Annotated in this window: 21 protein-coding genes and 3 pseudogenes; 16 read left to right on the top strand and 8 right to left on the bottom strand. The window is 72.2% G+C overall.

What is annotated here, in order from left to right:
* Positions 1 to 30: 30 nt before the first annotated feature.
* Both AB0950_RS31765 and AB0950_RS31760 read right to left on the bottom strand, forming a co-directional pair.
* Positions 31 to 429: a hypothetical protein gene (locus tag AB0950_RS31765; protein WP_360158892.1), complete on the bottom strand. Its 399-nt coding sequence runs from the start codon at positions 427 to 429 to the stop codon at positions 31 to 33.
* 61 nt (positions 430 to 490) lie between these two features.
* Positions 491 to 1,291 carry a hypothetical protein gene (locus tag AB0950_RS31760; RefSeq protein WP_360158895.1) on the bottom strand — a complete coding sequence of 267 codons (801 nt, stop codon included), beginning with the start codon at positions 1,289 to 1,291 and terminating at the stop codon, positions 491 to 493.
* A 539-nt stretch (positions 1,292 to 1,830) separates the two neighbouring features.
* Between AB0950_RS31760 and AB0950_RS31755 the strand changes: the two genes are divergently transcribed.
* The 3 genes from AB0950_RS31755 (at position 1,831) to AB0950_RS31745 (ending at position 4,303) form a co-directional block, all read left to right on the top strand.
* Positions 1,831 to 2,499 (top strand): transglycosylase family protein, encoded by a 669-nt coding sequence (locus AB0950_RS31755; RefSeq protein WP_360158898.1) that lies wholly within the window; start codon positions 1,831 to 1,833, stop codon positions 2,497 to 2,499.
* Positions 2,500 to 2,576: 77 nt separating this feature from the next.
* Positions 2,577 to 3,620: a YafY family protein gene (locus AB0950_RS31750; RefSeq protein ID WP_360158901.1), complete on the top strand. Its 1,044-nt coding sequence runs from the start codon at positions 2,577 to 2,579 to the stop codon at positions 3,618 to 3,620.
* Positions 3,621 to 4,087: 467 nt separating this feature from the next.
* The gene (locus AB0950_RS31745) at positions 4,088 to 4,303 is read left to right on the top strand and encodes an I78 family peptidase inhibitor (RefSeq protein ID WP_360158904.1); all 216 of its coding nucleotides are present in this window, start codon (positions 4,088 to 4,090) and stop codon (positions 4,301 to 4,303) included.
* Between the two features lie 127 nt (positions 4,304 to 4,430).
* Here AB0950_RS31745 and AB0950_RS31740 read toward each other — a convergent pair whose 3' ends face one another.
* Positions 4,431 to 5,459, bottom strand: a complete 1,029-nt coding sequence (locus AB0950_RS31740) for a phosphatase PAP2 family protein (RefSeq protein ID WP_360575462.1) — start codon at positions 5,457 to 5,459, stop codon at positions 4,431 to 4,433.
* Between the two features lie 237 nt (positions 5,460 to 5,696).
* The gene (locus tag AB0950_RS31735; protein WP_366779952.1) at positions 5,697 to 7,007 is read right to left on the bottom strand and encodes a glycosyltransferase family 39 protein; all 1,311 of its coding nucleotides are present in this window, start codon (positions 7,005 to 7,007) and stop codon (positions 5,697 to 5,699) included.
* Positions 7,008 to 7,266: 259 nt separating this feature from the next.
* Between AB0950_RS31735 and AB0950_RS31730 the strand changes: the two genes are divergently transcribed.
* Positions 7,267 to 8,880, top strand: a complete 1,614-nt coding sequence (locus AB0950_RS31730) for an MFS transporter (protein ID WP_366779951.1) — start codon at positions 7,267 to 7,269, stop codon at positions 8,878 to 8,880.
* Positions 8,881 to 8,967: 87 nt separating this feature from the next.
* Positions 8,968 to 10,158, top strand: coding sequence for an acyl-CoA dehydrogenase family protein (locus AB0950_RS31725; protein WP_366779950.1), 1,191 nt, complete (start codon positions 8,968 to 8,970; stop codon positions 10,156 to 10,158).
* Between the two features lie 37 nt (positions 10,159 to 10,195).
* Here the strand turns inward: AB0950_RS31725 and AB0950_RS31720 are convergent, their stop codons facing one another.
* Positions 10,196 to 10,633 (bottom strand): cell division protein SepF, encoded by a 438-nt coding sequence (locus AB0950_RS31720; protein WP_330340919.1) that lies wholly within the window; start codon positions 10,631 to 10,633, stop codon positions 10,196 to 10,198.
* Between the two features lie 269 nt (positions 10,634 to 10,902).
* Here AB0950_RS31720 and AB0950_RS31715 point away from each other — a divergent pair, with 269 nt between their 5' ends.
* The 8 genes and pseudogenes from AB0950_RS31715 (at position 10,903) to AB0950_RS31680 (ending at position 23,550) form a co-directional block, all read left to right on the top strand.
* Positions 10,903 to 12,075: a DUF5685 family protein gene (locus tag AB0950_RS31715; protein ID WP_366779949.1), complete on the top strand. Its 1,173-nt coding sequence runs from the start codon at positions 10,903 to 10,905 to the stop codon at positions 12,073 to 12,075.
* A gap of 370 nt (positions 12,076 to 12,445) precedes the next feature.
* Positions 12,446 to 14,272 carry an FAD/NAD(P)-binding protein gene (locus AB0950_RS31710; protein ID WP_366779948.1) on the top strand — a complete coding sequence of 609 codons (1,827 nt, stop codon included), beginning with the start codon at positions 12,446 to 12,448 and terminating at the stop codon, positions 14,270 to 14,272.
* A gap of 51 nt (positions 14,273 to 14,323) precedes the next feature.
* Positions 14,324 to 15,160 (top strand): annotated as a pseudogene (locus tag AB0950_RS31705) (LLM class flavin-dependent oxidoreductase); the annotation flags it as partial.
* 81 nt (positions 15,161 to 15,241) lie between these two features.
* Complete coding sequence (locus AB0950_RS31700) at positions 15,242 to 16,024, top strand: DUF1684 domain-containing protein (RefSeq protein ID WP_366779963.1); 783 nt, start codon at positions 15,242 to 15,244, stop codon at positions 16,022 to 16,024.
* A 281-nt stretch (positions 16,025 to 16,305) separates the two neighbouring features.
* The gene (locus tag AB0950_RS31695) at positions 16,306 to 17,205 is read left to right on the top strand and encodes a S1 family peptidase (RefSeq protein ID WP_360158925.1); all 900 of its coding nucleotides are present in this window, start codon (positions 16,306 to 16,308) and stop codon (positions 17,203 to 17,205) included.
* Between the two features lie 354 nt (positions 17,206 to 17,559).
* Positions 17,560 to 18,642 (top strand): S1 family peptidase, encoded by a 1,083-nt coding sequence (locus AB0950_RS31690; protein ID WP_366779947.1) that lies wholly within the window; start codon positions 17,560 to 17,562, stop codon positions 18,640 to 18,642.
* 481 nt (positions 18,643 to 19,123) lie between these two features.
* The gene (locus AB0950_RS31685; RefSeq protein WP_360575468.1) at positions 19,124 to 22,543 is read left to right on the top strand and encodes a DNA polymerase III subunit alpha; all 3,420 of its coding nucleotides are present in this window, start codon (positions 19,124 to 19,126) and stop codon (positions 22,541 to 22,543) included.
* Entirely contained in the window at positions 22,540 to 23,550 is a 1,011-nt protein-coding gene (locus AB0950_RS31680) for a hypothetical protein (protein ID WP_360158934.1), read from the top strand. Before AB0950_RS31685 ends, AB0950_RS31680 begins: the two co-directional genes overlap by 4 nt.
* Here the strand turns inward: AB0950_RS31680 and AB0950_RS31675 are convergent.
* Positions 23,528 to 23,659, bottom strand: a pseudogene (locus AB0950_RS31675) (cupin domain-containing protein); the annotation flags it as partial. The gene AB0950_RS31680 and the pseudogene AB0950_RS31675 sit on opposite strands and share 23 nt — an antisense overlap.
* Before the next feature lie 125 nt (positions 23,660 to 23,784).
* On the opposite strand from AB0950_RS31675, the pseudogene AB0950_RS31670 reads away from it, so the two are divergent.
* A pseudogene (locus AB0950_RS31670) lies at positions 23,785 to 23,877 on the top strand (MarR family transcriptional regulator); the annotation flags it as partial.
* A 157-nt stretch (positions 23,878 to 24,034) separates the two neighbouring features.
* The gene (locus AB0950_RS31665) at positions 24,035 to 24,907 is read left to right on the top strand and encodes an alpha/beta fold hydrolase (protein WP_366779946.1); all 873 of its coding nucleotides are present in this window, start codon (positions 24,035 to 24,037) and stop codon (positions 24,905 to 24,907) included.
* 50 nt (positions 24,908 to 24,957) lie between these two features.
* On the opposite strand, the gene AB0950_RS31660 is transcribed toward AB0950_RS31665, so the two are convergent.
* On the bottom strand, positions 24,958 to 25,956 hold the full coding sequence (locus tag AB0950_RS31660) for a lytic polysaccharide monooxygenase (protein WP_366779945.1): 999 nt from the start codon (positions 25,954 to 25,956) through the stop codon (positions 24,958 to 24,960).
* 170 nt (positions 25,957 to 26,126) lie between these two features.
* On the opposite strand from AB0950_RS31660, the gene AB0950_RS31655 reads away from it, so the two are divergent.
* Positions 26,127 to 26,585 (top strand): GNAT family N-acetyltransferase, encoded by a 459-nt coding sequence (locus AB0950_RS31655; RefSeq protein WP_360158942.1) that lies wholly within the window; start codon positions 26,127 to 26,129, stop codon positions 26,583 to 26,585.
* 24 nt (positions 26,586 to 26,609) lie between these two features.
* Here the strand turns inward: AB0950_RS31655 and AB0950_RS31650 are convergent, their stop codons facing one another.
* Positions 26,610 to 26,744, bottom strand: coding sequence for a hypothetical protein (locus tag AB0950_RS31650; RefSeq protein ID WP_360575471.1), 135 nt, complete (start codon positions 26,742 to 26,744; stop codon positions 26,610 to 26,612).
* Positions 26,745 to 26,854 lie beyond the last annotated feature (110 nt).

The raw sequence follows: 26,854 nt of genomic DNA, 5'->3' as shown, positions 1-26,854 counted from the left end.
CCAGGGGCCGCCCTTCACGCCGTATGCCGGTCACGCGCCCCGGCGCGGTCCCGGCGGCAGCGCCGCCGGGACGTGGTGCATCCCGGTGTCCTGCTGCCGCCCCAGCGTGCCGACCCGCTGCCACTGCGACTGCTGCCGCGCGCTGTACGCCCCCGCGCTGTAGGCGCTGTACGAGCTGCTGAACGAGCCCGCCCGGTGCCCGCCGTAGCCCCCCGTGCGGTCCGGGAGGTGCCCGAAGGGGCAGAACCGCAGCCCCTCCTCCCCGCTGCGGTCGCCCGGCAGCGTGCGGAAGCTCTTGACCCACTCGGCGTAGAGCGAGTCGTAGATCGGCGTGGCCGAGCCTCCACCACCCCCGTCCTGCGCCAACCGGGCGGAGGGAACAGAGACGAAGGCGGACCGGCGGGGCGGGGAGGTGTCGTATGCGTGCACGTATGTCCAAACGAGCGGAGCCCCGAAGAGATGCGGTTCTGTTACTTTCGGGCGGACGGACTCACGTGCCCGCGAGAGGCAGCGCCGCCGCGACCAGCTTTCCGTTCGCCGCCGCCTTGTCGAGGGACTCCCGCAGCAGGTCCTCCCGCGGCTGGCGCCCGATCGACCCCACCGGCGCCGCGAACAGCAGCACCTGCTGGTGCTTGTTGGCCGCGGCCCGCCAGCTGTCCGTCACCTGCAGCGGCTGGTGCGCCTGCCACCAGGCGACCGGCCGGCCCCCGTGCGCCGAGGGCTGCAGCACCGCGTGCAGCTGTCCGACGGCGAGCAGCACCGACCAGCCGTGCAGCACCGGAGGCACGGACGCCAGCCCGGTCACCGGCATGAACCCCTGCTCGATGAGCAGCGCGAGGAACTCGTCACCGGGCCCGGTGGAGCCCGGCCTGACGATCGGGGAGGTCGGCTCGACGACGAGCGCGGGGTGCAACTCGCCCTCGATCAGGACGAGTCCGCTGGTCACGCCGAGCACCGCCTGCTCGGGCACGGCCCGCTGCGGCTCGGCCGCGGCGGCGGAGCCCGCGCCGTCGGGGACGCCGCCGATGGAGCGGACGGCGCCCTGCAACTGCTCCTCGGTGACCTGGACGACCTGGGAGGGCAGGCAGCTGGCGTGGGCGAAGGCGAGGACGGCGGTCTCGTCGCCGACGAACAGAACGGTGCTGGTGCGCTCCTGCTCGGAGTCGCCCGGGGTGCGGCAGGACGTGCAGTCGTAACTGCCCGGGGCGTTCTCTCCGGCGAGCAGCCGGTCGGCTTCTTCGTCGCCGATCTCGGCGCGTACGGCGTCGCTGACGTCGAGCATGCGCGGCACGGTGGCTCCCTCGGGATGTGGTGCTGGGTCGGCCGGGTGGCTCCCGGCCGCTGAGTCCCGGGGTTCCGGGCTCATGAAGAAGACAACGGACGTCCTGTGGTGGGAGTCACGCCCCACGGGCGACCTGTTCGAACCAACCGGCGCACACGGTCACCGGAACTCCAAAATCCGCTACTCACGGTCAACTCGTCGCTGTGTCAAGGAACTTGGAGTGGTGAAGTGGGTCACAGATCGCCACGACCGTTGGTCGAAAAATCAGGAAATCAGGGAATGTAGTGGGTGGCTGAAAATCGACGATACCGGCGGTAACGGGCAACTGGCCTCGAATGACGGGGCGTTGGTTGATTCCGGCGGCTCGTCCTCCCTACATTCCTCCGCCGTGTGCAACGAGCACCGCTCGGGTACGTCCGACGCCCGGCACCGGCACCGCACCATCGCCGGCACCGGTCACGCGGACGGGGCGGGCACGAGGAACCGCGGTCCTGCGCGGCGAGGCGTGCTCCGCCCGGGGGAGCCCGGGTTCGTGGAGAGGGAATTACATGTCCGAGTGTGCCGATACCACCCGCAGTACCGCCCGTCCCGAGGGCGCCCGCAAGGGCCGTACGACCGCCGCGCTGGCCGGAGCCGCGCTGCTCGCCCCGCTGGGACTGCTCGCCGCCACCGGCAACGCCGCCGCGGCGGACAACGGAGTGTGGGACCGCATCGCCCAGTGCGAGAGCGGCGGCAACTGGCACATCAACACCGGCAACGGCTACTACGGCGGGCTCCAGTTCTCCGCCGGCACCTGGCGCGCGTACGGCGGCACCGCCTACGCCCCGACGGCCGACCAGGCCTCCAGGAGCGCGCAGATCGCCGTCGCCACCAAGGTCCAGCAGGCCCAGGGCTGGGGCGCCTGGCCGGTCTGCTCGGCCCGCGCAGGAGCGTCCGGCGCGGCTCCCGCGGCGGCCCACACCGGCGCCACGGGTACGGCGGCCTCGAAGGGCGTGACGACGAAGTCCGCCCCCGCGAAGACGCCGAAGCGCCCGGCCGGCCACACCAACCGCAGTGAGTCCCGCGGCACGGGTGACTACACCGTCCGCGAGGGCGACACCCTGAGCGTCATCGCCGCCCGGCACGGCACCACCTGGCAGCGGATCTACGCCGCCAACAAGAAGGTCATCGGCGACGACCCCGATCTGATCGTGCCCGGCCAGCGCCTCGCGCTCTGACCGACGGGCACCCGCGCAGAACAGCCGCTGCTCCTCGAGGACAGCGGCTGTCCGCGTTCCCTGACAGACTCGGCCGCATGTTGGACACCTCGGCACGTCTGCTGCGCCTGCTCTCGCTCCTCCAGGCCCACCGCGAGTGGTCCGGCGCCGCGCTCGCCGAACGCCTCGGCGTCACCGCGCGCACCGTCCGCCGGGACGTGGACCGGCTGCGCGAGCTGGGCTACCCGGTCAACGCCACCCCCGGCACCGGCGGCGGCTACCAGCTGGGCGCGGGCGCCGAACTCCCGCCGCTGCTGCTGGACGACGACGAGGCCGTCGCCGTGGCCGTGGGCCTGCGCACCGCCGCCGGACAGGGCATCGAGGGCATCGGCGAGACCTCCGTACGCGCCCTCGCCAAGCTGGAGCAGGTGCTGCCCGGCCGGTTGCGCCGCCGGGTGAGCGCCCTGAACGCCTTCACCGTGCCGATGCTGCGCGGCGGCCCGCCGGCCGCCGCCGTCGACCCGGCGCTGCTCACCGAACTCGCGCATCTGTGCCGGGACGCCGAGCGGCTGCGCTTCGAGTACCGCACCCACGACGGCGCCGACAGCCGCCGTACCGTTGAACCGCACCGGCTGGTGTGCACCGAGCGGCGCTGGTATCTGGTCGCCTGGGACGTCGACCGGGCGGACTGGCGGACCTTCCGCGTCGACCGCATCACCCCCAAACCGCCGCACGGGCCCCGCTTCACCCCGCGCGAGCCGCCCGCCGAGGACCTGGCCGCCTATGTCTCGAAGGGCGTCTCCACGCGCGCGTACGCCGCGCACTCCGCCGTACGGCTGCTGGTGCCGCTGCACGAGGCCGCCGAGCGGATCTCGCCGTCCGCCGGGGTGCTGGAGCCGGACGGGGAGGACGCCTGCGTCCTGCGCAGCGGGGCGCCGAACCTCGAGGTGATGGTCATCCACATCATGATGACCGGCTTCCCCTTCGAGGTGATCGAGCCCGCCGCACTGACCGAGGAGATCAGGCGGATCCGGGACCGGCTCGACGCGGCTCTGGCCCGGACCGCGACTCCCGCGCCTTCTGCGCGTACTCCGGGTGGTGCAGGTCGAACGCCGGGGCCAGGAAGAAGCCGAACGGCGTGAGCAGATACAGGTGCCCGATCTTCTTGTGGTCGGTGGTGGTGAGCCAGTCGACCACCGCCCGGCCGGCCCGCCTGCCGCCGCGCACGGGTCCTGCCGTCGCCCCTACGGTCTCGGTACGGATGCGCCAGGACGCTCCGGGGTCACCCGCTCCGACAGGCGGCGCATGCGCAGATGTGCTGAATCCGTGAAAATTCCTATGCCGCGTCAGGTGCCCTGGCATCACTGCCGGATTGCGCGGGTAATCGCACCCGCAGACCCGTCCGCGGCACGGTCGCCCAGCTTTCCGCGGGACAATTCGGCGGGCCGCTCGGGCATGCGTGAATTCTGTCCGATAACCGCAGCGGGCCATCCGGAAACCCCCGTACGTGTGACCGAGTTCGGGGGAATCGAGGACCGGGAAGCTGTGACAGAAGTGTGACGGGAGCCGGATACGGCTCTTACCTCGCGCTGCGCGGTAGCGTGGCGGCATGGCACCGATTCCCACTCCGCCAGCGGAGCCCCAGGACAGTCCGGAAGGGTACGTCGGCCTGGATGCCGAGAACGCCGAACGGCTCGCCCGGCAACGAGGGTGGTCGACGGTGCGGTCGCTGCCGCCGGGCGCGATCATCACCATGGAGTACCGGGTGGGACGGCTGAACTTCGAGGTGCGGGACGGCGTGGTGGCCCGCGCGTGGAAGGGCTGAGGACCGCCACCGGACAACACCCCCGCGCACACGGCGAAGGCCCCGCTCCCGGAAGAAGAGGGAGACGGGGCCTTCGCCGTGTGCGCGGGGGTGTTGTGCGTACCGGGCCCGCTGCCGGCCGGGGTGGTCAGCCGCCCGTCAGCGGGCGGGCCGGCTGGCCCGTGCCGCGGGGCAGCCGGTGGTCGGTGTGCGGGGGGCGGCGGCTGCCGGCCGGGGTGACCGGGGTGCGCTCCGCGCGGGTCGTGTGCGGTCCCGGGGCCAGATGCGCCGGGGCTCTGGAGGCGCGGGCCGAGGCGACCGGTTCGCGCACCGGGGCCGGCTGCTCCGCCGGTGCGCCGTGCGGTCTGAGCACCACCGGGGTGACGGGGACGGCCGGTTCGGGCACGGGCCGGCTGCGGCGGGCGCGCCAGCGGTCGCGCAGGTCGAACAGCCACACCTCGGCCCGGGCGATCAGCGGCTCGAACCACGGCAGGGCGAGCAGGATCAGCAGGCCGGCGGCCCAGCCCAGCAGCACGTCGCTCAGCCAGTGCGTACCGAGGTAGACGGTGGTGAGGCCGACGCCCAGCGACGTGATCGCGGACAGCGCCGACAGCCAGCGGCGCGCTCGCGGGGTGGAGGCCAGATAGGCCAGGATGCCCCAGGTCACGACCGCGTTGGCGGTGTGGCCGCTGGGGAATATATCGCCGCCCAGGCCCATCTCGTTCGAGCCGATCACGGTCGCGTAGTGCGGACCGAGGCGCCCCATGCCGTACTTGGCGGCGCCGACCGTGATGTTCAGCAGCAGCAGCGAGGTGGCCAGGGTGAGCAGCGGGCGCAGGGTGTGCTGCCGCCAGGAGCGCCAGCCGAGCCAGGCCGCGACCATCACCGCGGTGGGGCCGCGCTGGCCGAGCACCACGTAGTAGTCGAGGAAGGCGTGGATCTGCGGCCACTGCTGGTACGGCCGGAAGAACATGACCTGCCAGTCGAGCCGGACCAGCCAGGACGTGATGACCACGGCCCACACGATCGCGAGGTAGAAAGCCAGGGTCGCGGTGAACAGCACGACCCGGTGCCGGCTCATCCTCGGCACATCGATGTGGGCCGGTCGTTCCGGCTCACGGTCGAGTCTGGCGAACACCCGGTCCAGACGCCGGGTGAGGTTTCGTTCGGTACGCACCCAATCGACGTTACAGCGAGTGAGGTGTGGTCCCGGTCGAAACAGCGGCTTTGTGATGACGATGTGATGTGGGAAACCTCTCAAGGGCGGCCCGAATTCCGCTGATTCCGCAATCCTGTGAGACGGTTCCCTGCAATTCCTTTGATCATGCCGGGCGTTGTTTATATCGCGCTTATGAATGCGTTAACCCGGACCTGGCGCGGAATTCTCCGGAGCGTCATCGGCCGCCCGGGTCGGTCACGGGGGACCGGAGCCGTTCAGCCAGAACGCCCCATAGAGCGCCGCGGCGACCGCCAGTACGGCCGTGACCAGCACGGATCGGGACGTGCGCAGCCGGGCGAGGGCGCCGGCGAGCGGCAGCAGCACCGGGAAGGCGGGCATCAGCAGCCGCGGTTTGGACCCGAAGTAGCTCGACGCGCACAGGGCGAGCGCGAGGACGACACCCGTGTACACCAGCAGTTCGACCGGTTGGCGCCGGCGGACGCCGGCCAGGTACAGCCACAGCAGGAGGGCGACGCCGACGATCAGTCCGACGCCGGCGAACGCGGACGGAATTGACGTGAACTTGTCGGCCACGAAGCACGCGAAGGCGTAACCGCCGTCGAACCCGTTGCGCCATCCGGCCTGAACGTCCAGGTAGCCGAGCGGTCCCTTCCCGGTCCGCTGCCCGACCCAGAGCACATAACCGGCGGCCCCGAGCGGCGCGATGAGCATGCCCAGCGCCCGCCGCCAGGGCGGGGCTTCCGGGGCTGGCATTGCCCATGGGGTCCAAGTGGCCCCTGAGTGCGGGGGTATGTCCACCGTGCGCTCCGGCGTGCGCGCCGATGCGCGCAGATTGTCGGACGCGCCCAGCTCGCGCGCCGGGGCGTGTGCGGAGCTCTGCGCGCCGGGCGTGCGCATCCTGCTCCGGCCTCGTCCGTACGACAGCACGCCCGACACCCACACCGCCGCGACCACCGCGATCCCGACCGGCCGGGTCAGCCCCGCCAGCGCCGCCAGGGCGCCGGCGGTGATCCACCGGCCGGTCAGCACGGCGTACAGCGACCAGGCCGCCAGCGCCGTGAACAGCGACTCGCTGTACGCCATCGACTGCACGACCCCGACCGGCAGCACCGCCCACAGCAGCACGGCGCAGACCCCCGTCCGGGCGCCGTACACCCGCTCGGCGACGGCGAAGATCCAGCAGGCGGCGGCGAGCGAGGCGAGCAGGCTCACGGCGAAACCGGCGTCCGCGTACGACAGCGGCGTCACCGCGTGCAGCAGCCGCTCCAGCCACGGCAGCAGCGGAAAGAACGCCAGATTGGAGTGCACGTCGCCGTTCGGCAGCCGTACCTCGTAGCCGTATCCCAGCTCGGCGACCCGGGTGTACCAGAGCGCGTCCCAGCGCGCGGTCAGCAGGGTGTGGGCGCTCTTGCCGCGCACGGCGCTCCACAGCACCAGCACCACGAGCCCCAGGGCCCGCACCGCCGCATAACCCAGCAGGGCCGGGACGGCCCGGCGCAGGAGAGGGGCGTGGGGCGTGGCCACGCGCGTGTCAAGATCCGTCACGCACCCGATTATCGACGGGAGGTGGAACCGGACCGGCCCCCGGGGCGTGGTCAAGAGGGGTCGACGTGGCGTACGCCACACGGGTTCCGTCCTGCGTGTGAGAGGTCCGCCACGTAGCCCCGTGACGGACTCGCGTACGCTGACGAGTCACCCGCGCCGGGTTGCGCGGGCCGGAGACCCCGCTCCTCTCCGGCCGTACGACAGGGAGTCCCCACCCCGTCGGTCCGCCCCGCGTGAGGCACATCTGGGAGGTACGTACATGTCCGGGACGACCACGGCTGCCGTACGGCCACGCCGTAGGACGGCCGGGCCCGGTGCGAACCGCTGGGTCGTCCTCGTCGTCCTCTGCGTCAGCCTGCTGCTCGTGGCCCTCGACGCGACCGTGCTGCACGTGGCGGTCCCCGCCGTCACCAAGGACCTCAGGCCCAGCGGCATAGAGCTGCTGTGGATCGTCGACGTCTATCCGCTGGTCTGCGCCTCGCTGCTGATCCTCTTCGGCACCCTCGGCGACCGGGTCGGCCGCAGACGCGTCCTGCTGCTCGGCTACGGCCTGTTCGGCGTCGCCTCCGCCGTGGCCGCCCTCGCCCAGACCGCCGAGACGCTGATCCTCGCCCGTGCGCTGCTCGGCGTCGGCGGCGCCATGATCATGCCGGCGACGCTGTCGATCCTGCGTCAGGTCTTCCCCGACCGCCGCGAGCGGGCGCTCGCGATCGGCGTCTGGAGCGCGGTGGCCGCCGTCGGCGCGGCCGTCGGCCCGCTGCTCGGCGGCTTCCTGCTGGAGCACTTCTGGTGGGGCGCGGTCTTCCTCGTCAACATCCCGCTGATGCTGGTCAGCCTGCCGGTGGGCCGGATCCTGCTGCCCGAGTCGTACGGCGACCGGGAAGGCCCCTGGGACGTCGTCGGCGCCCTGACGGCGGCCGGCGGTCTCTTCGGCGTCGTGCTCGGCGTGAAGCGGCTGGGCGGCGGCGAGGCGCCGGCGAGCCCCTTCACCGTGCTGCCGCTGCTGGCCGGCGCGGCCCTCCTCGTGCTGTTCGTACGGCGGCAACGGCGGCTCGCGCACCCGCTGGTGGACCTGCGGATGTTCCGCCGGCCCGGGTTCAGCACCGCGGTGGGCTGCATCGTGCTGGCGATGCTCGCGCTCGTCGGCCTGGAGCTGATCGCCGCCCAGTACCTGCAACTGGTGCTCGGGCTCTCCCCGCTGCAGACCGGTCTGCGGCTGCTGCCGCTGACCGTCGCGGCGATGGCGGCGGGCCTGGCGGGCGCGCGGATGCTGCGCCGCTTCGGGCCGCGCCGGATGGTGTGCTTCGGCTTCTGCCTCACCGCCGGCGCGGTGCTGTTGCTCACCGCGATGGGCGCCGCCGACGACGCGCCGCTGCTGCTGTCCGGTTTCGTGCTGCTCGGCTTCGGTCTGGAGACCACGCTCTTCGGGGCGTACGAGTCGATGCTCAGCGAGTGCCCGGCCGACCAGGCCGGCGGCGGGGCCGCGATCGGCGAGACGTCGTACCAGCTCGGCGCCGGCATCGGCATCGCGCTGCTGGGCAGCGTGATGAACGCGGCCTACACGCCGCATCTGCGCGAAGTGCCGGGCGTTCCCCGGCACGCCTCCCGGGCGGCCGGCCACTCGCTCGGCGAGGCCTACGAGGTCGCCGGACGGCTGGGCGGACCCACCGGCGAGGCACTGCGCCGGGTCGCGCGGGACTCCTTCGTGTACGGGCTGCATGTGACGCTGCTGGTGAGCGCGGGCCTGTTGCTGCTGGGCGCGCTGATGGCGCTGCGGCTGCCGCGGGTCATGCAGTGCGCGGAGCCGTCGGCGGCGGTGGAGCTGCCCGCGCCGAGGGAAGTGGAAGCAGCGGAGCCGAGGGTCTCGGCCTGACGCACTGGACGTGCGGGACACCACGCCGTAACGTCGGCTCCGAAATGTAACTAGCGGTGCTAGTTTTCTTGTGCCGGAGGGTGTCCCATGTCCGCGTCGCCGAAGCCGCCCGCCTTCGACCCCGCCGATCCGCTCGGGATCGACGACCTGCTGGAACCGGAAGACCTGGCCGTACGGGACACCGTGCGGACCTGGGCGGCGGACCGGGTGCTGCCGCACATCGCCGAGTGGTACGAGCAGGGCGAGCTGCCCGGCATCCGTGAACTGGCCAGGGAACTGGGCGGGATCGGGGCGCTCGGGATGTCGCTCAGCGGCTACGGGTGCGCGGGGGCCAGCGCCGTGCAGTACGGCCTGACCTGCCTGGAGCTGGAGGCCGCGGACTCGGGCATCCGGTCGCTAATCTCCGTGCAGGGCTCCCTCGCCATGTACGCGATCCACCGGTTCGGCAGCGAGGAGCAGAAGCTCCAGTGGCTGCCGCGCATGGCGGCCGGCGAGGTCATCGGCTGCTTCGGGCTGACCGAGCCCGACCACGGCTCCGACCCCGCCTCCATGCGCACCCACGCCAAGCGCGACGGCGGCGACTGGGTACTCAACGGCCGCAAGATGTGGATCACCAACGGCTCGGTCGCCGGGGTGGCCGTCGTCTGGGCGCAGACGGAGGACGGCATCCGCGGTTTCGTGGTCCCCACCGACACCCCCGGCTTCTCGGCGCCGGAGATCAAGCACAAGTGGTCCCTGCGCGCCTCCGTCACCAGCGAACTGGTACTGGACGACGTACGGCTGCCCGCATCCGCCGTACTCCCGGAGGTCACCGGACTGCGCGGCCCGCTCAGCTGTCTGTCCCACGCCCGCTACGGCATCGTCTGGGGCGCGATGGGCGCCGCGCGCAGCAGCTTCGAGGCGGCTCTGGACTACGCGAAGACCCGGGAGCAGTTCGGGCGGCCCATCGGGGGGTTCCAGCTCACCCAGGCCAAGCTCGCCGACATGGCGGTGGAACTGCACAAGGGGATCCTGCTCGCCCACCATCTGGGGCGGCGGATGGACGCCGGCCGCCTGCGTCCCGAGCAGGTCAGCTTCGGCAAGCTCAACAACGTCCGCGAGGCCATCGAGATCTGCCGTACGGCGCGGACGATCCTCGGTGCCAACGGGATCTCCCTCGAATACCCCGTGATGCGGCACGCGACCAACCTGGAATCGGTGCTCACCTACGAGGGCACCGTCGAGATGCACCAGCTGGTGCTGGGCAAGGCGCTCACCGGGCTCGACGCCTTCCGGTGAGCCTCCACGCCAGGCAGGGCCGGTGAGCGGCCCTGCCTCAGCTCTGGTTGAAGAAGCCGTCCTCGCGGTGCGCGGCCGGCTCGCCGCTGACGATCTCCGTGTTCGCCGGCGTCAGCAGGAAGACCCGGGTCGCGACCCGCTCGATCGTGCCGCGCAGACCGAAGGTCAGCCCCGCCGCGAAGTCCACCACGCGCTTGGCGTCGGCCGGCTCCATCGCCGTGAGGTTCATGATGACCGGGACGCCGTCCCGGAACAGCTCGCCGATGGCGCGGGCGTCCCGGAAGCTGTCCGGGGTGACCGTGCCGATCCGGCGGCCCTTCTCCTCGGCCGTGTCCGACGCCACCTTCACCCGGGGGTCCGTGACCCAGGCGTCCCCGGATTCGGTGCCCTCGGAGTACTCGTCGTCGTAGTAACGCTCGTCATCGTTGTCGTCGACGAGGCCGAGCCACGCACTCGCCTTGCGTACCGATCCCATGGACGCCTCCTCTCACAGCGGTCTTTTTTCTGCTCTCCGCGTCCCTATGGTCATCCATGATGCGGACGGCGCGCCAAGTGAATAGACGCCGCGCGGGGGGTTTGTGACGGTACTGGTGCACAGCCGATCCGTCGAGAGTCCTTGTGCCCCAAGGGTCGCGACTCATACGGCTGCTGACTGAGAGTGAAATATGATTGTCGGCGGCGGATGGGTGATGATCGGTGCGTCCGGGTGAACGTCAACGTCGTACCACATCACGGGGGATCGTCGTGTTCGGAATCGTCAGACCGTGCGCTCATCGACTCGGGGAAAGCCTGAAGGCCGAGTGGATGGCGCACTTGTGCGGGCTCTGCCTCGCGCTGCGCCGCGACCACGGACAGCTCGCGAGAATCGTGACGAACTACGACGGGCTGCTCATCTCGGTCCTGACAGAGGCTCAGACCGGACGGACCGCCGACGGCCGCCGTACGGCCGGGCCGTGCGCGCTGCGCGGGCTGCGCACCGCGTCCGTCGCCCAGGGCGAGGGCGCCCGGCTCGCGGCCGCCGTCTCGCTGGTGCTGGCCTCGGCGAAGGTGCGCGACCACGTCGCCGACCGGGACGGACTGCTGGCCCGCAGGCCCATGGCCGCCGCCGCCCGCCGGGTCGCCGCCGGCTGGGGCAGGGCCGGAGCCGACAGCGGCGCCGCGGTCGGCTTCGACACCGGCGTCCTCGTCGAGGCCGTCGACCGGCAGCTCGGCCTGGAGGTCCTCGCCGGGTACGGCACCCCGATCCTGACGGTCACCGAGCCGACCGAGACCGCGACCGCCGCCGCCTTCGCGCACACCGCGGTGCTGGCCGGCCGGCCCGGCAACGCGGCGCCGCTCGCGGAGGTCGGCCGGCTCTTCGGGCGGCTCGCGCATCTGCTGGACGCCGTGGAGGACCAGCAGGCCGACGCCGCGTCGGGCGCCTGGAACCCGCTGACCGCCACCGGCACCTCACGGGCCGAGGCCCGCAGGCTCGCCGACGACGCCGTGCACGGCATCCGGCTCGCCCTGCGCGAGGCGGAGTTCACCGACGGCAGGCTGGTCCATCTGCTGCTCGTGCACGAGCTGCGGCGTTCCGTCGACCGGGCCTTCGGCACGCAGACGTGCGGACACCCGCCCGAGGCCGCGTTCGGACCGCCGCCGGGACGGCGGGCGCCCACGCCGCCGGGTCACCCTTACGGCGACCCCTTCGGCGGACACCCCCCGCGCCCCGAGCGGCGCGGCTTCTGGGCCGGCTGCGCGGCCGCCCTCGGCCTGTGCTGCACCTGCAAGGTGTGCTGCGCCGACGAGTTCGAGGGCCCCTGGTCGCGCAAGCGGCGCGAGGGCGCGTGCGCCAACTGCGACTGCGACTGCGGGGACTGCGACCTGTCGTGCTGCGAGATCTGTGAGTGCTGTGCGTGCTGTGACTGCGACTGCTAGCGCGAGGGGAGGGGTGCGCGTGTGAAGGCGAAGGAAAGAGGAGAACGCGAGCGCGCACGCCCGCGGGACGGGCGCATGCAGGGGGTCGGCTCAACAGGAAGAGGACCACACGCGACCGAAGTCGATGTGGGAGCGCGTGACCAGCCACTGCTGCGAATGCATGGGCCAAGTGGAACAGGCATCCGGTTCCGCGTCAACTGACATGAGACGTACGGCTCACAGTATGGACAGCCTTGACAGTGCACCGAAACGCACGCGTACTCTCGACGGACGGTCCTGCTGAGGGGCTCGGCCGTACCGCGCCGCACGGCGCACCCGTGTGAAGGCACCACCCGTGTTCTGACGTCTCTTCGCGTCACGGAGCCTTCGCATGTCATCCGACACCCTCGCCCATTCCCCCGCCGCACCGGGGACTCCCGACCCCGCACCCGCCCCGTCGAGGCCCTCGCTGGTGATCGTCGGAGCCGGTCCGCGGGGGACCGGGCTGCTGGAGCGCATCGCCGCCAACGCCCCCGAGCTGTACGCCGGTTCGGGCCTCGACATCCATCTGGTCGACCCCCATCCGCCCGGCGGCGGCCGCATCTGGCGCCAGGCGCAGTCACCGCTGCTGTGGATGAACTCGCACGCCGAGGACGTCACCATGTTCACCGACGAGACGGTGACCATGGACGGCCCGGTGCGCGAGGGCCCCACCCTGCACGAGTGGGCCGGCCTCGACGCCGCCGCCTTCGCCGACCGGCAGCTCCAGGGCCGCTATCTGCGCTGGGTGTACGAGCGCGCACGGGCCGAGCTGCCCGAGAGCATCGCCGTTCACCACCATGCCCGGCGCGCCGTGCGGATCAGCGGGCCGCGCGACGCACGCCAGCAGGTCTGGCTGGAGGGCCGCCCGCAGCCCCTCCTCGCCGACCTCGTGATCCTCGCGATCGGCCACCTCGACGCCGAACTCGACGACGAACAGGCCGAGTTGGCCGCCTACGCCCGCGAGCACGGACTGGTGCACCTGCCGCCCGACTTCACCGCCGACACCGACCTGAGCGCGCTGCGGCCCGGCGAACCCGTCCTCGTGCGCGGCTTCGGACTGGCCTTCGTCGACCTCATGGTGCTGCTCACCGAGGGGCGCGGCGGGCGGTACGAGGGCGACGCCTATCTGCCCTCGGGCCGGGAGCCGGTGCTCTACGTCGGCTCCCGGCGCGGAGTGCCGTACCACTCGAAGATCGGCTACGACTGGACCGGCGACCGCCCCCCGCTGCCCCGCTTCCTCGGGCCGGCCGAGATCGAGGGCCTGCTGGCCAGGCCGGGGGGTTTCGACTTCCGGCGCGACGTGTGGCCGCTGGTGGAGAAGGAGCTGGGCTTCGCCCACTACCACCGGCTGTTCACCGCCCACGCCGAGCGCACGGCGATGGCCTGGGCCGACTTCGAGGAGAAGTACGCGACCGCCGCAGGCCCCGCCGAGACCCGGGCGCTCGTCGCCGCCGCCGTGCCCGACCCGGCCGACCGGCTCGACCTCACCGCGCTCGACCGTCCGCTCGACGGGGTGCGGTACGCCTCGCACGAGGACTTCCAGGACGGCCTGCGTGCCTACATGGAGAGCGACCTGAACCGGCGTCACGATCCCTCGCACAGCGCGGACCTGGGCGTCTTCCTCGGGCTGCTCTCCGTCTACGGCCAGCTCGTCCGCCTGGGGAACATCGGCCCCTGGTGGCACGGGTTCTTCAGCTATCTGGCGTCCGGGCCGCCCGGACCCCGGCTGCGGCAGATGCTCGCGCTGTCCCGGGCCGGGCTGCTCAGATTCGTCGGCGCCGACATGACCGTCACCGCCGAGCACGGCGTGTTCCGGGCCGGCAGCCCCACCGTGCCCGGCTTCCACGTCGAGAGCCGGGCACTGGTCGAGGCCCGGCTGCCCGAGCCCACCGTCCGGCGGGCCCGCGACAGCCTGCTGCGCCATCTGCACGCCGACGGCGCGGCCGAGACCCCCGAAGGACTGCTCCGGGTCGACCCCGTCGACGGCCGGATCCTCGACGGCGCCGGGCGGCCGCACCCCCGGCGCTTCGCACTCGGCCCGTACACCGACGCCCGTACCCCCGGCGCCTTCACCCGGCCCCGCACCGGGGGCCCCGCGTTCCGGCAGAACGACGCCGCGGCGCGCTCGGCGCTGGCCTTTCTGAGCAGGTCACGGGTGGAGGGGGGCGGGCGATGAGCGTCGCGGTTCCGGGTGTGGGTGCGGGTGCCGATCCGGGGATGGTGTGACATGGGGCCACGGGGGCTGCTGCATCTCGCCGCCGCTGTCGATCTGGCGGACTGTCCGGACGCCGAACCGTACGTCGAGCTGGTCCGGCTGGCCGAGCGCGGCGGGCTGGACTTCGTGACGCTGGACGACACCCTCGCCCGGCCCGGTCCCGACGCGCTGACCGTGCTGTCCCGGGCGGCGCTCGCGACCCGGCGCATCGGCCTGGTCCCGGCCGTCCCGGCCACCCGCACCGGGCCGTTCCCGGCGCCGGCCGCCGTGCAGGCGCTGGACCGGCTCAGCGAGGGGCGGGCCGGGTGGATCGAAGCGGGTGACGCCGGGAACGGCTCGGCGGAGACGGCGCCGGGGAGACGGAGGGAGGGCGCCGAGGTCCTGCCGGTCCGTGTGGTCGACGCCACCGGCAGCCAGGGCCGTACCGCCGCCGCCCGGCACGCGGACGTGGCCCTCATCCGCGCCGCGACCGTGCAGCAGGCCGGCGCCGTACGCGACGAACTGCGCGCCGGAGCCGCCGAGTCGGGGCGGGACCCGGACGGCGTGCGGGTCCTGGTGAGCCTGCTGGTCGACCTCGGCGACGGCGAGTACGCGGCCGCGCCCGGACACGGCGGCGGGGGACCGCGGCCGACCGCGCGGGGGCCGCTGTACCGGGGCGGCCCGGTCGACCTCGCCGAACTGGTCGCCCGCTGGCACGCCGAGGGGGCCGCCGACGGCTTCCACCTCGTCCCCGTCGAGCCGCGCCGGGACCTGGAGCGGCTGGTCAACGGCACGGTGGCGGTGCTCCAGCACCGCGGCCTGTTCCGCACCTTCTACCCGGGCAGCACCCTGCGCGAGCACCTGGGCCTGGGCCGGGCCGGCGGTCCCGGCATGGGGCGGACGAGTGACGGCTTGTACGGACGAGACATGTGGAGGGAAGGAAGCTACGACATGACGACGGACGCGGCCGACGCGTGGAAGCAGTGGCACGAGCAGCGTGTCGAGACGGTCTCGGCGCCCTACGGGCCGCTCGCGCTGACCGCCACGCACTGGGTCGAGGACTATCCGGAGGGTCGACTTCCGGACATTCCCGCGATCTGGGTGGCGGACGGCGACGGGATCGTGCTCACCGCCGCCGAGGGAGACGGCCTGACCGTGGACGGGCGGCCCTTCGCGGGCGAGGTCCGGCTCGCCGCCGACCGCGCGCCGGAGGCGGAGGCGCGCGTCGCGTTCGGCGAGAAGCGGCTCTTCACGCTGGTGCGCGAGGGGGTCTGGGGCGTGCGGGTCTACGATCCCGGGTCCGCGGCCCGGCGATCCTTCCGGGGCATCGAGGCCACGCCGTACGATCCCCGCTGGTCGGTGCCGGGGCGGTTCACGCCGTACGACGGCGCACGCGTCGTACGGGTCGGCAACGCGGACGGGCGCGAGCGGGGGCTCGCCCTCGCCGGGGAACTGGCCTTCGCCCTGGACGGGCGGGAGTCGACGCTGCGGGTCGCGCAGCAGGGGGACGGGGCGCTGTGGGCGGTGTTCGCGGACGGCACCAGCGGCGACACCAGTTTCCGGTTCCGCTTCCTCCACCCGGCCGCGCCGGACGCGCAGGGCCGTACGACCGTCGACTTCAATCGCGCCCAACTCCCGCCGTGCGCCTTCGCCGACCACTTCCTCTGCCCCTTCCCGCCGCCCGGCAACACGCTGGACGTGGCGATCGAGGCGGGGGAGCGGGGGTTGGGCTGACGGGTGCGGGTGCGGGTGCGGGTGCGGGTGCCGGTGGGGTGGTGGAGAAGGTGGGGGAGAGGAGGGTGAGTTGGGGAGGTGCGGGGCGTCGTCGCGTAAAGGTGGTTTAAAGGCCAACGGCCGAAAGGCACTCTTGTGTCGACCGGTCGTTCGGCCGAATACTCCCCCTCAGCGCTTGCCGGGGGGCATACGTGTTCGGAACCCCGCCGTTCCTCCTGGCTGCGCCTCACCGGGCCCCGACCCCACGCGGGCCCCCGACTTCCCCTGGGAGGGAACGACAAGTGAGGATCAAGCGCACCACTCCCCGCAGCGGTATCGCGAGACGGACCCGGCTGATCGCCGTGGCCACCGGCCTCCTGGCCGCGGGCGCGTTCGCCGCCCCCACGGCGAACGCGAGCGACGCGCACACCTTCAGCGCCGCCCAGCTCAACAAGGCCGACTCCGCCGTCCTCAAGGCCGACATACCGGGTACGGCCTGGGCGGTGGACAGCAAGAACGACCGCGTCGTCGTCACCGTCGACAGCACGGTGTCCAAGGCCGAGATCGCCAAGATCAAGCAGCAGGCCGGCGCGAACGCGAGCGCGCTCACCATCAAGCACACCTCCGGCAAGTTCAACAAGCTGATCACCGGCGGCGACGCCATCTACGGCGGCCAGTACCGCTGCTCGCTCGGCTTCAACGTGCACAGCGGCAGCACGTACTACTTCCTCACCGCGGGGCACTGCGGCCAGGTGGCGTCCACCTGGTACAGCAACTCCAGCCACACCACCGTGCTCGGCACCAACGTCGGCTACAGCTTCCCGGGCAACGACTTCGCGCTGGTGCGGTACACCAACTCCTCGATCTCGCACCCGAGTGCCGTGGGCAGCCAGTCCATCACGAGCGCGGCGACGCCGTCCGTGGGCCAGACCGTGTACCGGCGCGGCTCCACCACCGGTACGCACAGCGGCCGGGTGACCGCGCTGAACGCCACCGTGAACTACGGCAACGGGGACGTCGTCTACGGGCTGATCCAGACCACGGTGTGCGCCGAGGGCGGCGACAGCGGTGGCCCGCTGTACGCGGGGTCCGTGGCGTACGGGCTGACGTCGGGGGGCAGCGGTGACTGCACCTCCGGTGGTACGACGTTCTTCCAGCCGGTGACCGAGGCGTTGAGCTACTACGGCGTCACGCTGCCGTAGCGGTCCGACTCACTCCGGCTTTCTGGGAGCCCCTGCGCGCCTTGTGGTGTGCGGGGGCTTCTTTGTGCGGTGGTGCGGTGGTGCGGGTGGTGGGGTGCCGGGTCCTGTTTTGGACAGGTGGTGTCGAGCGCGTTCGGTGGGGGTTCCGTGTGTGTTGTGTTTGCTGTGCGAATTGCTCTGGTGTGACCGCGTGCAGTCAAATAGGGAGGGGTGTGCAAGCCCTCTCTACGCGCGTCCGGAAGTCAACCTTGTGTGCTCCCTGTGTCGTTCGGAAGAGTGGGCCCTCGTCAACCAGCCTTCCGGTCCGGCGAGTTCCCACAGCTCGCGGACCATCCCCCCACAGGAGGACGTGAGTTGAAGCACCGACGCATACCCAGGCGGCGGGCCGCCGTGGCCGGCGCGGGAATCGCCGCACTGGTCGCCGCGGGGGTCACCTTGCAGAATGCGAACGCCAGCGAGCCCGCGAAGTCGGCTCCGGAGGTCAAGGTCCTGTCCGCTCCGGCGGCCGGAAACCTCGCCTCGACGCTGCTGAGCCACCTCGGATCCCGGGCCGCGGGCAGCTACTACGACGCCTCGGCCAAGAACCTCGTCGTCAACGTGGTCGACCAGACCGCGGCGAAGGCCGTCGAGGCGGCCGGAGCCAAGGCGAGACTCGTCACCAACTCGCTGGCCGCGCTCGACGGCGCGCGGACCACGCTGAAGAAGGACGCGACCATACCGGGGACGTCCTGGGCCACCGACCCGGTGAGCAACAAGGTCGTCGTCACCGCCGACAAGACGGTGTCCGGCGCCGCGTGGGCCAAGCTGAGCAAGGTCGTCGACGGGCTCGGCGGCAAGGCGGAACTGAAGCGGTCGAAGGGGGAGTTCAAGCCCTTCATCGCCGGCGGTGACGCGATCAGCGGGTCCGGTGGGCGCTGCTCGCTCGGGTTCAACGTGGTCAAGGACGGGCAGCCGTACTTCCTGACCGCCGGGCACTGCACCGCCGCCATCTCCACCTGGTCGGACTCCAGCGGGAACCAGATCGGGCAGAACGCGGAGTCCCACTTCCCCGGGACCGACTTCGGGCTCGTGAAGTACACGTCGCAGGTCGACCATCCGAGCGAGGTCGACCTGTACAACGGGTCCACGCAGCAGATCACCGGTGCCGCAGAGGCGACGGTGGGGATGAAGGTGACGCGCAGCGGGTCGACGACCCATGTGCACGACGGGACGGTCACCGGACTGAACGCCACGGTGAACTATCAGGAGGGCACCGTCAGCGGGCTCATCCAGACGGACGTGTGCGCCGAGCCGGGGGACAGTGGTGGGTCGCTGTTCTCGGGGAGCAACGCGATCGGGCTGACGTCCGGGGGGAGCGGTGACTGCACCTCCGGTGGGGAGACGTTCTTCCAGCCGGTGACCGCCGCCTTGTCCGCGACGGGGGCGCAGATCGGGTAGTTCGCTCGTTCTGGTTCGTTCGTCCATGGAGTCCCGTCCCCGCGGGTGTGTGGGGGCGGGGCTTCGTACGTCGGGGCGGATGCCTGCGGCGGCCTCTTGTTCGTCGTCGTGGCTTGGGTCGCGCCTGACGGGGTGGGTGAGTCGGTGCCGCGCCGGGGGGTGTCCGTCCTCGGTCCGGCGGGCTCGGGGTCGGGAGGCTCGCCGTGTTCTCGCCGGCCGCTGCGGGCGGACACCCCCCGGCACGTCCCCTCCCCGCCGTGCGCGGCTGCGGCCACGGGGGGGGGCGTCCGGATGCGTCGCCGTGGGGCCCGCCTGTGGTCCGGCTGCGGGTGTGTCGTGTCATGCGCCCACCTGTCTCGCGGTGTTTCTGCAGGTGGGAGGGGGGTGAGTGGAGGTCGTACACGTGTTCGGGAATGGGGGTATGGTGGGGGTGGAAGTAGGGAACTGATGTTCGAGAGACGTGCGAGTGCGGGAGGTGCGTGTGCCGGGCTTCGCGCATCTGCGCACCGTCTCCGGGTTCTCCGTGAGGTACGGGGCATCCCACCCGGAGCGGCTGGCCGAGCGCGCCTCGGAGCAGGGGATGGACGTCCTCGCGCTCACCGATCGCGACACCCTCGCCGGTGCCGTGCGCTTCGCCAAGGCCTGTGCCGGGGTGGGGGTGCGGCCCGTGTTCGGGGTGGATCTGGCGGTCGGCGAGGCCGTACGGCCTGCGCGGCGGAAGGTGCCGGTGCGGGGTGGGGCCTTTGTGGACGAGTCGGCTCCCCGCGTGACCTTTCTCGCCCGGGACGGGGCGCGGGGGTGGGCCGATCTGTGCCGGATGGTCACGGCTGCGCACGCGAGTGAGGGTGCGCCTGTTCTGCCCTGGTCTGCGCATCAAGGGGACGGGCTCGTGGTGCTGCTCGGGCCCGGGTCGGATGTGGGGCGGGCTCTTGCGGCGGGGCGGCCGGACCGGGCCGCTCGGCTGCTCGGGGCGTGGCGGGAGGTCTACGGCGACGCGCTGCGGCTGGAGGCCGTCTGGCACGGGCGTGAGGGTACGGGGCCCGGCTCGCTGCGGCTGGCCGCCCGTACCGTCGGCTTCGCTGCCGAGCAGAGGGTTCGGCCGGTGCTCAGCAACGCCGTCCGGTATGCCGATCCCGGGGCGGGGCCCGTCGCCGACGTGCTGGATGCGGCGCGGCGGCTGGTGCCGATCGATCCGCGCGGGGAGCTGGACTCCGGGGAGGCCTGGCTGAAGGACGCGCAGGCGATGGCGAGGGTGGCCGAGCGGGTGGTGGAGGCTGCCGGGTACCGGCGGGACACCGCCCTGCGGCTGGTGGAGCAGACCCTGGCCACGGCCGAGGAGTGCCGGGTCGATCCCGAAGGGGATCTGGGGATCGGGACCGTTCACTTTCCCGAGGCGCATCTGGTGGGGGCCGGCCGCCGCACCGCCCAGCGGGCGCTCGCCTCACGGGCGGTGGCGGGGATGGTGCGGCTCGGGTACGGCGGGCGGCGTGAGTACTGGGAGCGGATGCATGACGAGCTGGACATCATCGATCATCACGGGTTCGCTTCTTACTTTCTGACGGTTGCTCAGGTTGTCGATGACGTAAGGGAGATGGGAATACGGGTGGCCGCTCGGGGGTCCGGTGCCGGTTCCCTTGTCAATCATCTGCTGGGTATCGCGCACGCCGATCCGGTCGAGCACGGGCTGCTGATGGAGCGCTTCCTGTCCAAGGAGCGTGTGGTGCTGCCCGACATCGACATCGACGTGGAGTCCGCCCGGCGGCTGGAGGTGTACCGGGCGATCATCCGGCGGTTCGGCGAGGAGCGGGTGGCGACCGTGTCCATGCCGGAGACCTACCGGGTGCGGCACGCCATCCGGGATGTGGGCGCCGCCCTGTCCATGGACCCGGCGGAGATCGACCGTATCGCCAAGTCCTTTCCGCACATCCGGGCCCGGGACGCGCGCGCCGCGCTGGAGGAGCTGCCCGAGCTGAAGCGGCTCGCGGCGCAGAAGGAGCGGTACGGCAGGCTGTGGGAGCTGGTCGAGGCGCTCGACGCCCTGCCGCGCGGCGTCGCCATGCATCCGTGCGGGGTGCTGCTGTCCGACGCCTCCCTTCTTGCCCGTACGCCGGTGGTGCCGACCAGCGGTGAGGGGCTGCCGATGTCGCAGTTCGACAAGGAGGACGTGGAGGACCTCGGACTGCTCAAGCTCGATGTGCTGGGCGTGCGGATGCAGTCCGCCATGGCGCACGCGGTCGCCGAGGTGGAGCGGGTGACGGGGGAGCGGATCGACCTGGACGCGGTGCCGGCCGGGGATGCGGAGACGTATCAGCTGATCCGGTCCACCGAGACGCTGGGGTGCTTCCAGATCGAGTCGCCCGGGCAGCGGGACCTGGTGGGGCGGCTGCAGCCGAGCACCTTTCACGATCTGGTCGTCGATATTTCGCTGTTCCGGCCCGGGCCCGTCGCCGCCGACATGGTGCGGCCGTTCATCGAGGCGCGGCACGGGCGGGCGCCGGTGCGCTATCCGCACCCTGATCTGGAGGAGCCGCTGAAGGGGACGTACGGGGTCGTCGTCTTCCACGAGCAGGTCATCGACATCGTCGCCATCATGACCGGGTGCGGGCGGGGCGAGGCCGACCGGGTGCGGCGGGGGCTGTCCGACCCGGAGTCGCAGGGGCGGATCAAGGTGTGGTTCGCGCAGCAGGCCGCGGCCAGGGGATACGACGCGGAAACGATCCGGCGTACCTGGGAGATCGTGGAGGCCTTCGGGTCGTACGGATTCTGCAAGGCGCACGCGGTCGCCTTCGCCGTGCCCACCTATCAGTCGGCCTGGCTGAAGGCCCATCACCCGGCCGCCTTCTACGCCGGGCTGCTCACCCATGACCCGGGGATGTATCCCAAGAGGCTGCTGCTGGCCGATGCGCGGCGGCGCGGGGTGCCGATTCTGCCGTTGGACGTCAATGTGTCCGGGGTCGCCCATCGGATCGAACTGGTGTCTGAATCAAGAGTGTGGGGGCTGCGGCTCGCCCTGTCCGATGTGCACGGCATCAGCGAGGCCGAGGCGAAGCGGATCGCGGACGGACAGCCGTACTCCTCCCTGGTGGACTTCTGGGAGCGGGCCCGGCCGAGCCGGCCGCTGGCACACAGGCTCGCCCAGGTGGGCGCGTTGGACGCCTTCGGCGCCAACCGGCGTGACCTGCAACTGCACCTGACCGAGCTGCACCGGGGCGCCCGGGGCGGTGGTGGCGGTCAGCTGCCGTTGGCGGGCGGGCGGAAGACCGCGCCGGCGGGGCTGCCGGACCTGACCTCGGCGGAGCGGCTCAGCGCCGAGCTGGGCGTGCTGTCCATGGACGCCTCGCGCAATCTGATGGACGACCACCGGGAGTTCCTCCAGGAGCTGGGCGTGGTCTCCGCGCGCCGGCTGCGCGAGGCGCGGCACGGCGAGACCGTGCTGGTCGCCGGCGCCAAGGCGGCCACCCAGACGCCGCCGATCCGCTCCGGCAAGCGGGTCATCTTCTCCACGCTGGACGACGGCACGGGACTGGTCGACCTGGCCTTTTTCGACGACTCGCACGACGCGTGTGCCCATACCGTCTTCCACTCGTGGCTGCTGCTGGTGCGGGGAGTGGTGCAGCGGCGCGGTCCGCGCAGTCTGAGCGTGGTGGGGTCCGCCGCCTGGAACCTCGCCGAGCTGGTGGAACTGCGGGCCGAGGGCGGTCTCGAGGAGGTGGCGGCGCGGCTCGCGGAGCCCGTGGCCGAGGGCGCGGGCGGCGATCCGACCGGCGGGCGGCGGATCCAGCTGCCGACCGGGTACCAGATGCATCCGTGGGCCGACCTGCGGCCCGCGGGGCAGGAGGCCTCACAAGGGCCTGCTGCCGTACGGAAGTTGTGGCACCAGAGTCCGGGGAGTGCGGGATGACCATTCTCTGCGTACGTTTCCAGCTGCCGCCGGCGCACGAGGCGGCCCTGCCGGGACTGCTCGGACTGCTGGAGGAGTTCACTCCGGTCGTCGAGGCGCTGCCCCCGGACGGCGCGCTGGCCGATCTGCGCGGCGCCGAGCGGTACTTCGGGCGCAGCGCGGTGGAGCTGGCCTCCGTGATCCGGGTGCGGGCGCTCGCGCGGTACGGCGTCGACTGCGTGATCGGCGCCGGTCCGGGGCCGATGCTGGCCCGCGTGGCGCTCGGCGACGCCCGGCCCGGGGTGACCTGCGCGGTGCCGGAGGACGCCGTCGCCGAGTTCCTCGCCGGCAAGCCCGTCGCCGCGCTGCCCGGTGTCGGCACGGCGACCGCCCGCACCCTGAGCGAGTACGGTCTGGACACCCTGGGCCTGGTCGCCGCCGCGCCGCTGTCCACGCTCCAGCGGCTGATCGGCGCCACGGCCGGCCGCGAGCTGCGCGAGAAGGCGAGCGGCATCGACCGGGGCCGGGTCGTGCCGAACGCCGTGTCCCGGTCACTGGCGACGGAACGCGCCTTCGACCTCGACGAGTTGAACCCCGACCTGCACCGCACGGCACTGCTGTCGGCCGCCGAGGAACTGGGCGCCAGGCTGCGCGCGGTGCGGAAGATCTGCCGCACCCTGACCCTCACCGTCCGCTACGCCGACCGGTCCTCGACCACCCGCAGCCGCACCCTGAAGGAGCCGACCGCGCACTCGGCGGCCCTGACCAGGGCGGCCTACGGCATGTACGAGGCGCTCGGCCTGCAGCGCGCCCGGGTCCGCGCGCTCGTCCTGCGCGCCGAGGGCCTGGCCCCCGCCGACCAGGCCTCCTACCAGCTCACCTTCGATCCCGTGGACGAGAAGGTCCGCCGTGTCGAGGAGGTCGCGGACCGTGCGCGGGCCAAGTTCGGGCCCAGGGCGGTGATGCCGGGGGCGCTGGGGCGCCGCGGCGGGGGCTCCTCGTCGGTCAATTGGCCCAGGGCGGCGTGATGCGGGTGCCGTCGGCCGGTTCCGCCTCCAGGCCGATGGACGTGGTGACCCAGGACAGCGCGGCGTGATCCGTGGGGTTCTCCAGGGCGAGGGCCGTGCCGGGGTTGATGGGGCGCCTTGGTGCCCGCCGGGATCTCCCCGCGCGCGGTGTCCGTGTTGCCGGCGCCGCCCGGCGCAGTTGGGCACCGTCGGACGCCCTGACCGTCCAAGCCGCGCAGCGGGCTCGTAGGGGGATGGGCCGAACTGCTGGGCGAGGGTGAAGTGCGCGTGTTGGGGGAGCGTTTGGCGCGGATCGCTCCCTATGGTCCGGTCAGGCCTGCCTGGTGATGATCCGTCGGCGTTCGGTTATCACTGGAAGTTTTTTACTGACACGTAACTTCACACATGCCCTACTCGCCCGTAACTTGACGAGTGAACAGCATCCTCGTGATCCGGATCACAGGGTAAGGCCCCCACCTCCCTTGAGCCGCAAGGAGATCACCCGATGCTGCCCTGGAAGCGAGCGTTCAGACCCCTCGCCGCGCTGCTCCTCACCGCCGCCGCGCTCACCGTTCCCGCCGCCACCGCCACCGCCACCGCTGCCGCCGACTCCGCGCCGTCCAGCGGCTGGAACGACTTCTCCTGCAAGCCCTCCACCGCCCATCCCCGCCCGGTGATCCTGGTGCACGGCACCCTGGGCAACTCGGTCGACAACTGGCTCTCGCTCGCCCCCTACCTGGAGAGCCGCGGATACTGCGTCTACTCCCTGGACTACGGCCAACTGGCCGGCGTCCCCGTCTTCCACGGCCTCGGCCCCATCACCGCGTCGGCCCAGCAGCTGTCGGCCTACGTGGACAAGGTGCTCGCCGCGACCGGAGCCGCCAAGGCCGACCTGGTCGGCCACTCCCAGGGCGGCATGATGCCCCGCTACTACCTGAAGTTCCTCGGCGGAGCCGCCAAGGTGAACGCCCTCGTCGGCCTCGCCCCCGACAACCACGGCGCCACCCTGAGCGGCCTCACCAACCTGCTGCCGTACTTCCCCGGCGCCTCCGACCTGATCAAGGCCACCACCCCCGGCCTCGCCGACCAGGTCCCCGGCTCCGACTTCCTCACCAAGCTCAACGCGGGCGGCGACACCGTGCCCGGAGTGCACTACACCGTCATCGCCACCAAGTACGACGAGGTGGCGACCCCCTGGCGGAGCCAGTACCTGAGCGGCTCCGACGTCCACAACGTCCTGCTGCAGGACCTGTGCCCGGTCGACGTGTCCGAGCACGTCGTCATCGGCCTGTTCGACCGCATCGCCTTCCACGAGGTGGCCAACGCGCTCGACCCGGCCCACGCCACCGCCACCACCTGTGCGTCCGCGCTCAGCTGACGTGCCGCCGGGGTCTGTCCGGCCTGAGCCGCCGGACAGACCCCGGAACCTCACCGGCGGCGGCCGCCGCCCGCCGCGTGCCGCCGCACCGACAGGAACAGCGCCGCCGAACCGAGCGCCATCGCCGCCGCGCCGCCGATCGCGAGGTACGAGGTGGCGGGTGAGGCGCCGGTCTGAGCGAGGCCGCTCGAAGTCCCGGCCGCCTCCGGCCGGTTCGGCGCGGTGGAGGGCTGCGGCGCGGGAGCGGCCGTCGGGTCGCCGCCGTGACCGTGGTGCCGCATCGTCGACTTGCCGGCGCCGGCCGCGATCTGCCGGTCGGAGGGCGCGGAGGCGGCCGGTGCGGGGCTGCCGCCCTGCGCACCGGAGCCGCCGAAGTCCACGTCGGAGCAGGAGTAGAACGCCTCCGGGCTGTCCGAGCGCTGCCAGACCGCGTACAGCACCTGCCGGCCGGACCGTTCGGGCAGAGTGCCGGAGAAGGTGGAGAAGCCGCCCGAGGCGACCGGGTCGGTGGCCGTCACCACCGGGTGCTCCAGATCCAGCTCGGACCAGGACAGCGGCTCGGCGGGGTCGTAACCGGGCTTGGTCAGGTACACCGTGAAGGTCCCCTTGTGCGGGGCCGTCACCCGGTACCTGAACGTGTACGACCCGCTGTGCACGCTCGTCGCCGGCCAGTCGGCGCGGGCCAGATCGAGGCCCTTGAACTCGTCGTTGTTCGCGCTGCACAGCTTGCCGTCCGGGATCAGCTTCCGGTGCTGCCCGGCGGCGTCGCCGATCCGGACCCCGTTCCAGTCGTACAGCGCCTGTGTGCCGCCGGCCGCCACCGCCGCCTTGCACGCGGCCGACCTCGGGCTCTCCGGGCTCTCCGCGTAGCACTGCGCGACCCGGCTGACCGGGTCGCCCATCGAACCGTGCGCGGACGCCGGTGCGGCGGCGAGCGCCGTCAGGGCGAGGGGCGCCGCCCCCAGCACGGCGACGGCGGCGGCACCGCGCCGGGCGCGTGCGGGCGTACGACGGGCACGAGCGAGCGTACGGCGGGCGCGTGCGGGCATGCGGAACTCCTCGGCAGACGGTCCTTCGGCGCGGCGGGAACCCGTGGGGGGGCGCATCCGAAACTAGCCCCGGAAAACCGGGACATCGCCTGCTGGAGGCCGGTGCGGGAGATCCTTATGCCGGCGTTAAGGGGGTGCTCAGGCTGCGCTCAGGTAGATAGCGTGCGCCCATGATCGAGAAGAACACCGAGGGCGTCCGGGCGGCCGTCGCCGCCGATGTGCCGGCCGTCGCGGCCGTGACGGACGCGGCCTACCGCCCCTACATCGAGCGCATCGGCGTGGTGCCGCAGCCCATGGAGGCCGACCACGCCGCGAACGTGGCCGCCGGCAAGGTGTTCGTCACCGGCGAGCCCGTCCACGGGCTGGTCGTGATCGAGGCGTGCGCCGGCCATCTCTTCCTGGACAGCATCGCCGTCCACCCCGACGCCCACGGCACGGGCGTCGGACGCCGTCTGCTGCACTTCGTCGACGCACGCGCGCGTGAGCTCGGACTCGGCGAGATCAGGCTCTACACGAACGCGTTGATGTGGGAGAACCAGAAGATCTATCCGAGGTACGGATACGAGGTCGTGGAACGCCGTACCGACGGACCCTACGACCGGATCCACTACCGCAAGCGGCTGGACTGACGGTCAAGCGGGCCGCTCGCCGGATCAGCCGTCGGGCCACCAGGTGCGGGCGATGTCCTTGCGCACCTCGGGGCGGCCCACGGGGCGGTCCTCGGGCTCGTCGCGGACGCGGCGGCTGTCCGTCTTCTTCAGGGGCTTGTGCACTGTTGTGCGGCGCATGGCGGCCTCCTTCAGTGCCTACCGAGTTTCCGTGTTGTCACGGTGGTAGACGCTTTCGGCGAGAGTTCCTCATCGGAGCCGGATTGTCAGTGGCGGGTGTCACTCTGTGA

The sequence above is a fragment of the Streptomyces sp. NPDC007189 genome (assembly GCF_040703635.1).
Taxonomy (GTDB): Bacteria; Actinomycetota; Actinomycetes; order Streptomycetales; family Streptomycetaceae; genus Streptomyces.
Note: the sequence above shows the minus strand (reverse complement) of the source record. Positions and strands in the feature narration are given on the sequence as shown.

Coding starts and splice junctions, on each gene's coding strand:
- AB0950_RS31755 (WP_360158898.1), top strand. CDS start 1,831: ATGTCCGAGTGTGCCGATACCACCCGCAGTACCGCCCGTCCCGAGGGC.
- AB0950_RS31750 (WP_360158901.1), top strand. CDS start 2,577: ATGTTGGACACCTCGGCACGTCTGCTGCGCCTGCTCTCGCTCCTCCAG.
- AB0950_RS31745 (WP_360158904.1), top strand. CDS start 4,088: ATGGCACCGATTCCCACTCCGCCAGCGGAGCCCCAGGACAGTCCGGAA.
- AB0950_RS31730 (WP_366779951.1), top strand. CDS start 7,267: ATGTCCGGGACGACCACGGCTGCCGTACGGCCACGCCGTAGGACGGCC.
- AB0950_RS31725 (WP_366779950.1), top strand. CDS start 8,968: ATGTCCGCGTCGCCGAAGCCGCCCGCCTTCGACCCCGCCGATCCGCTC.
- AB0950_RS31720 (WP_330340919.1), bottom strand. CDS start 10,633: ATGGGATCGGTACGCAAGGCGAGTGCGTGGCTCGGCCTCGTCGACGAC.
- AB0950_RS31710 (WP_366779948.1), top strand. CDS start 12,446: ATGTCATCCGACACCCTCGCCCATTCCCCCGCCGCACCGGGGACTCCC.
- AB0950_RS31700 (WP_366779963.1), top strand. CDS start 15,242: ATGACGACGGACGCGGCCGACGCGTGGAAGCAGTGGCACGAGCAGCGT.
- AB0950_RS31680 (WP_360158934.1), top strand. CDS start 22,540: ATGACCATTCTCTGCGTACGTTTCCAGCTGCCGCCGGCGCACGAGGCG.
- AB0950_RS31665 (WP_366779946.1), top strand. CDS start 24,035: ATGCTGCCCTGGAAGCGAGCGTTCAGACCCCTCGCCGCGCTGCTCCTC.
- AB0950_RS31660 (WP_366779945.1), bottom strand. CDS start 25,956: ATGCCCGCACGCGCCCGCCGTACGCTCGCTCGTGCCCGTCGTACGCCC.
- AB0950_RS31655 (WP_360158942.1), top strand. CDS start 26,127: ATGATCGAGAAGAACACCGAGGGCGTCCGGGCGGCCGTCGCCGCCGAT.
- AB0950_RS31650 (WP_360575471.1), bottom strand. CDS start 26,744: ATGCGCCGCACAACAGTGCACAAGCCCCTGAAGAAGACGGACAGCCGC.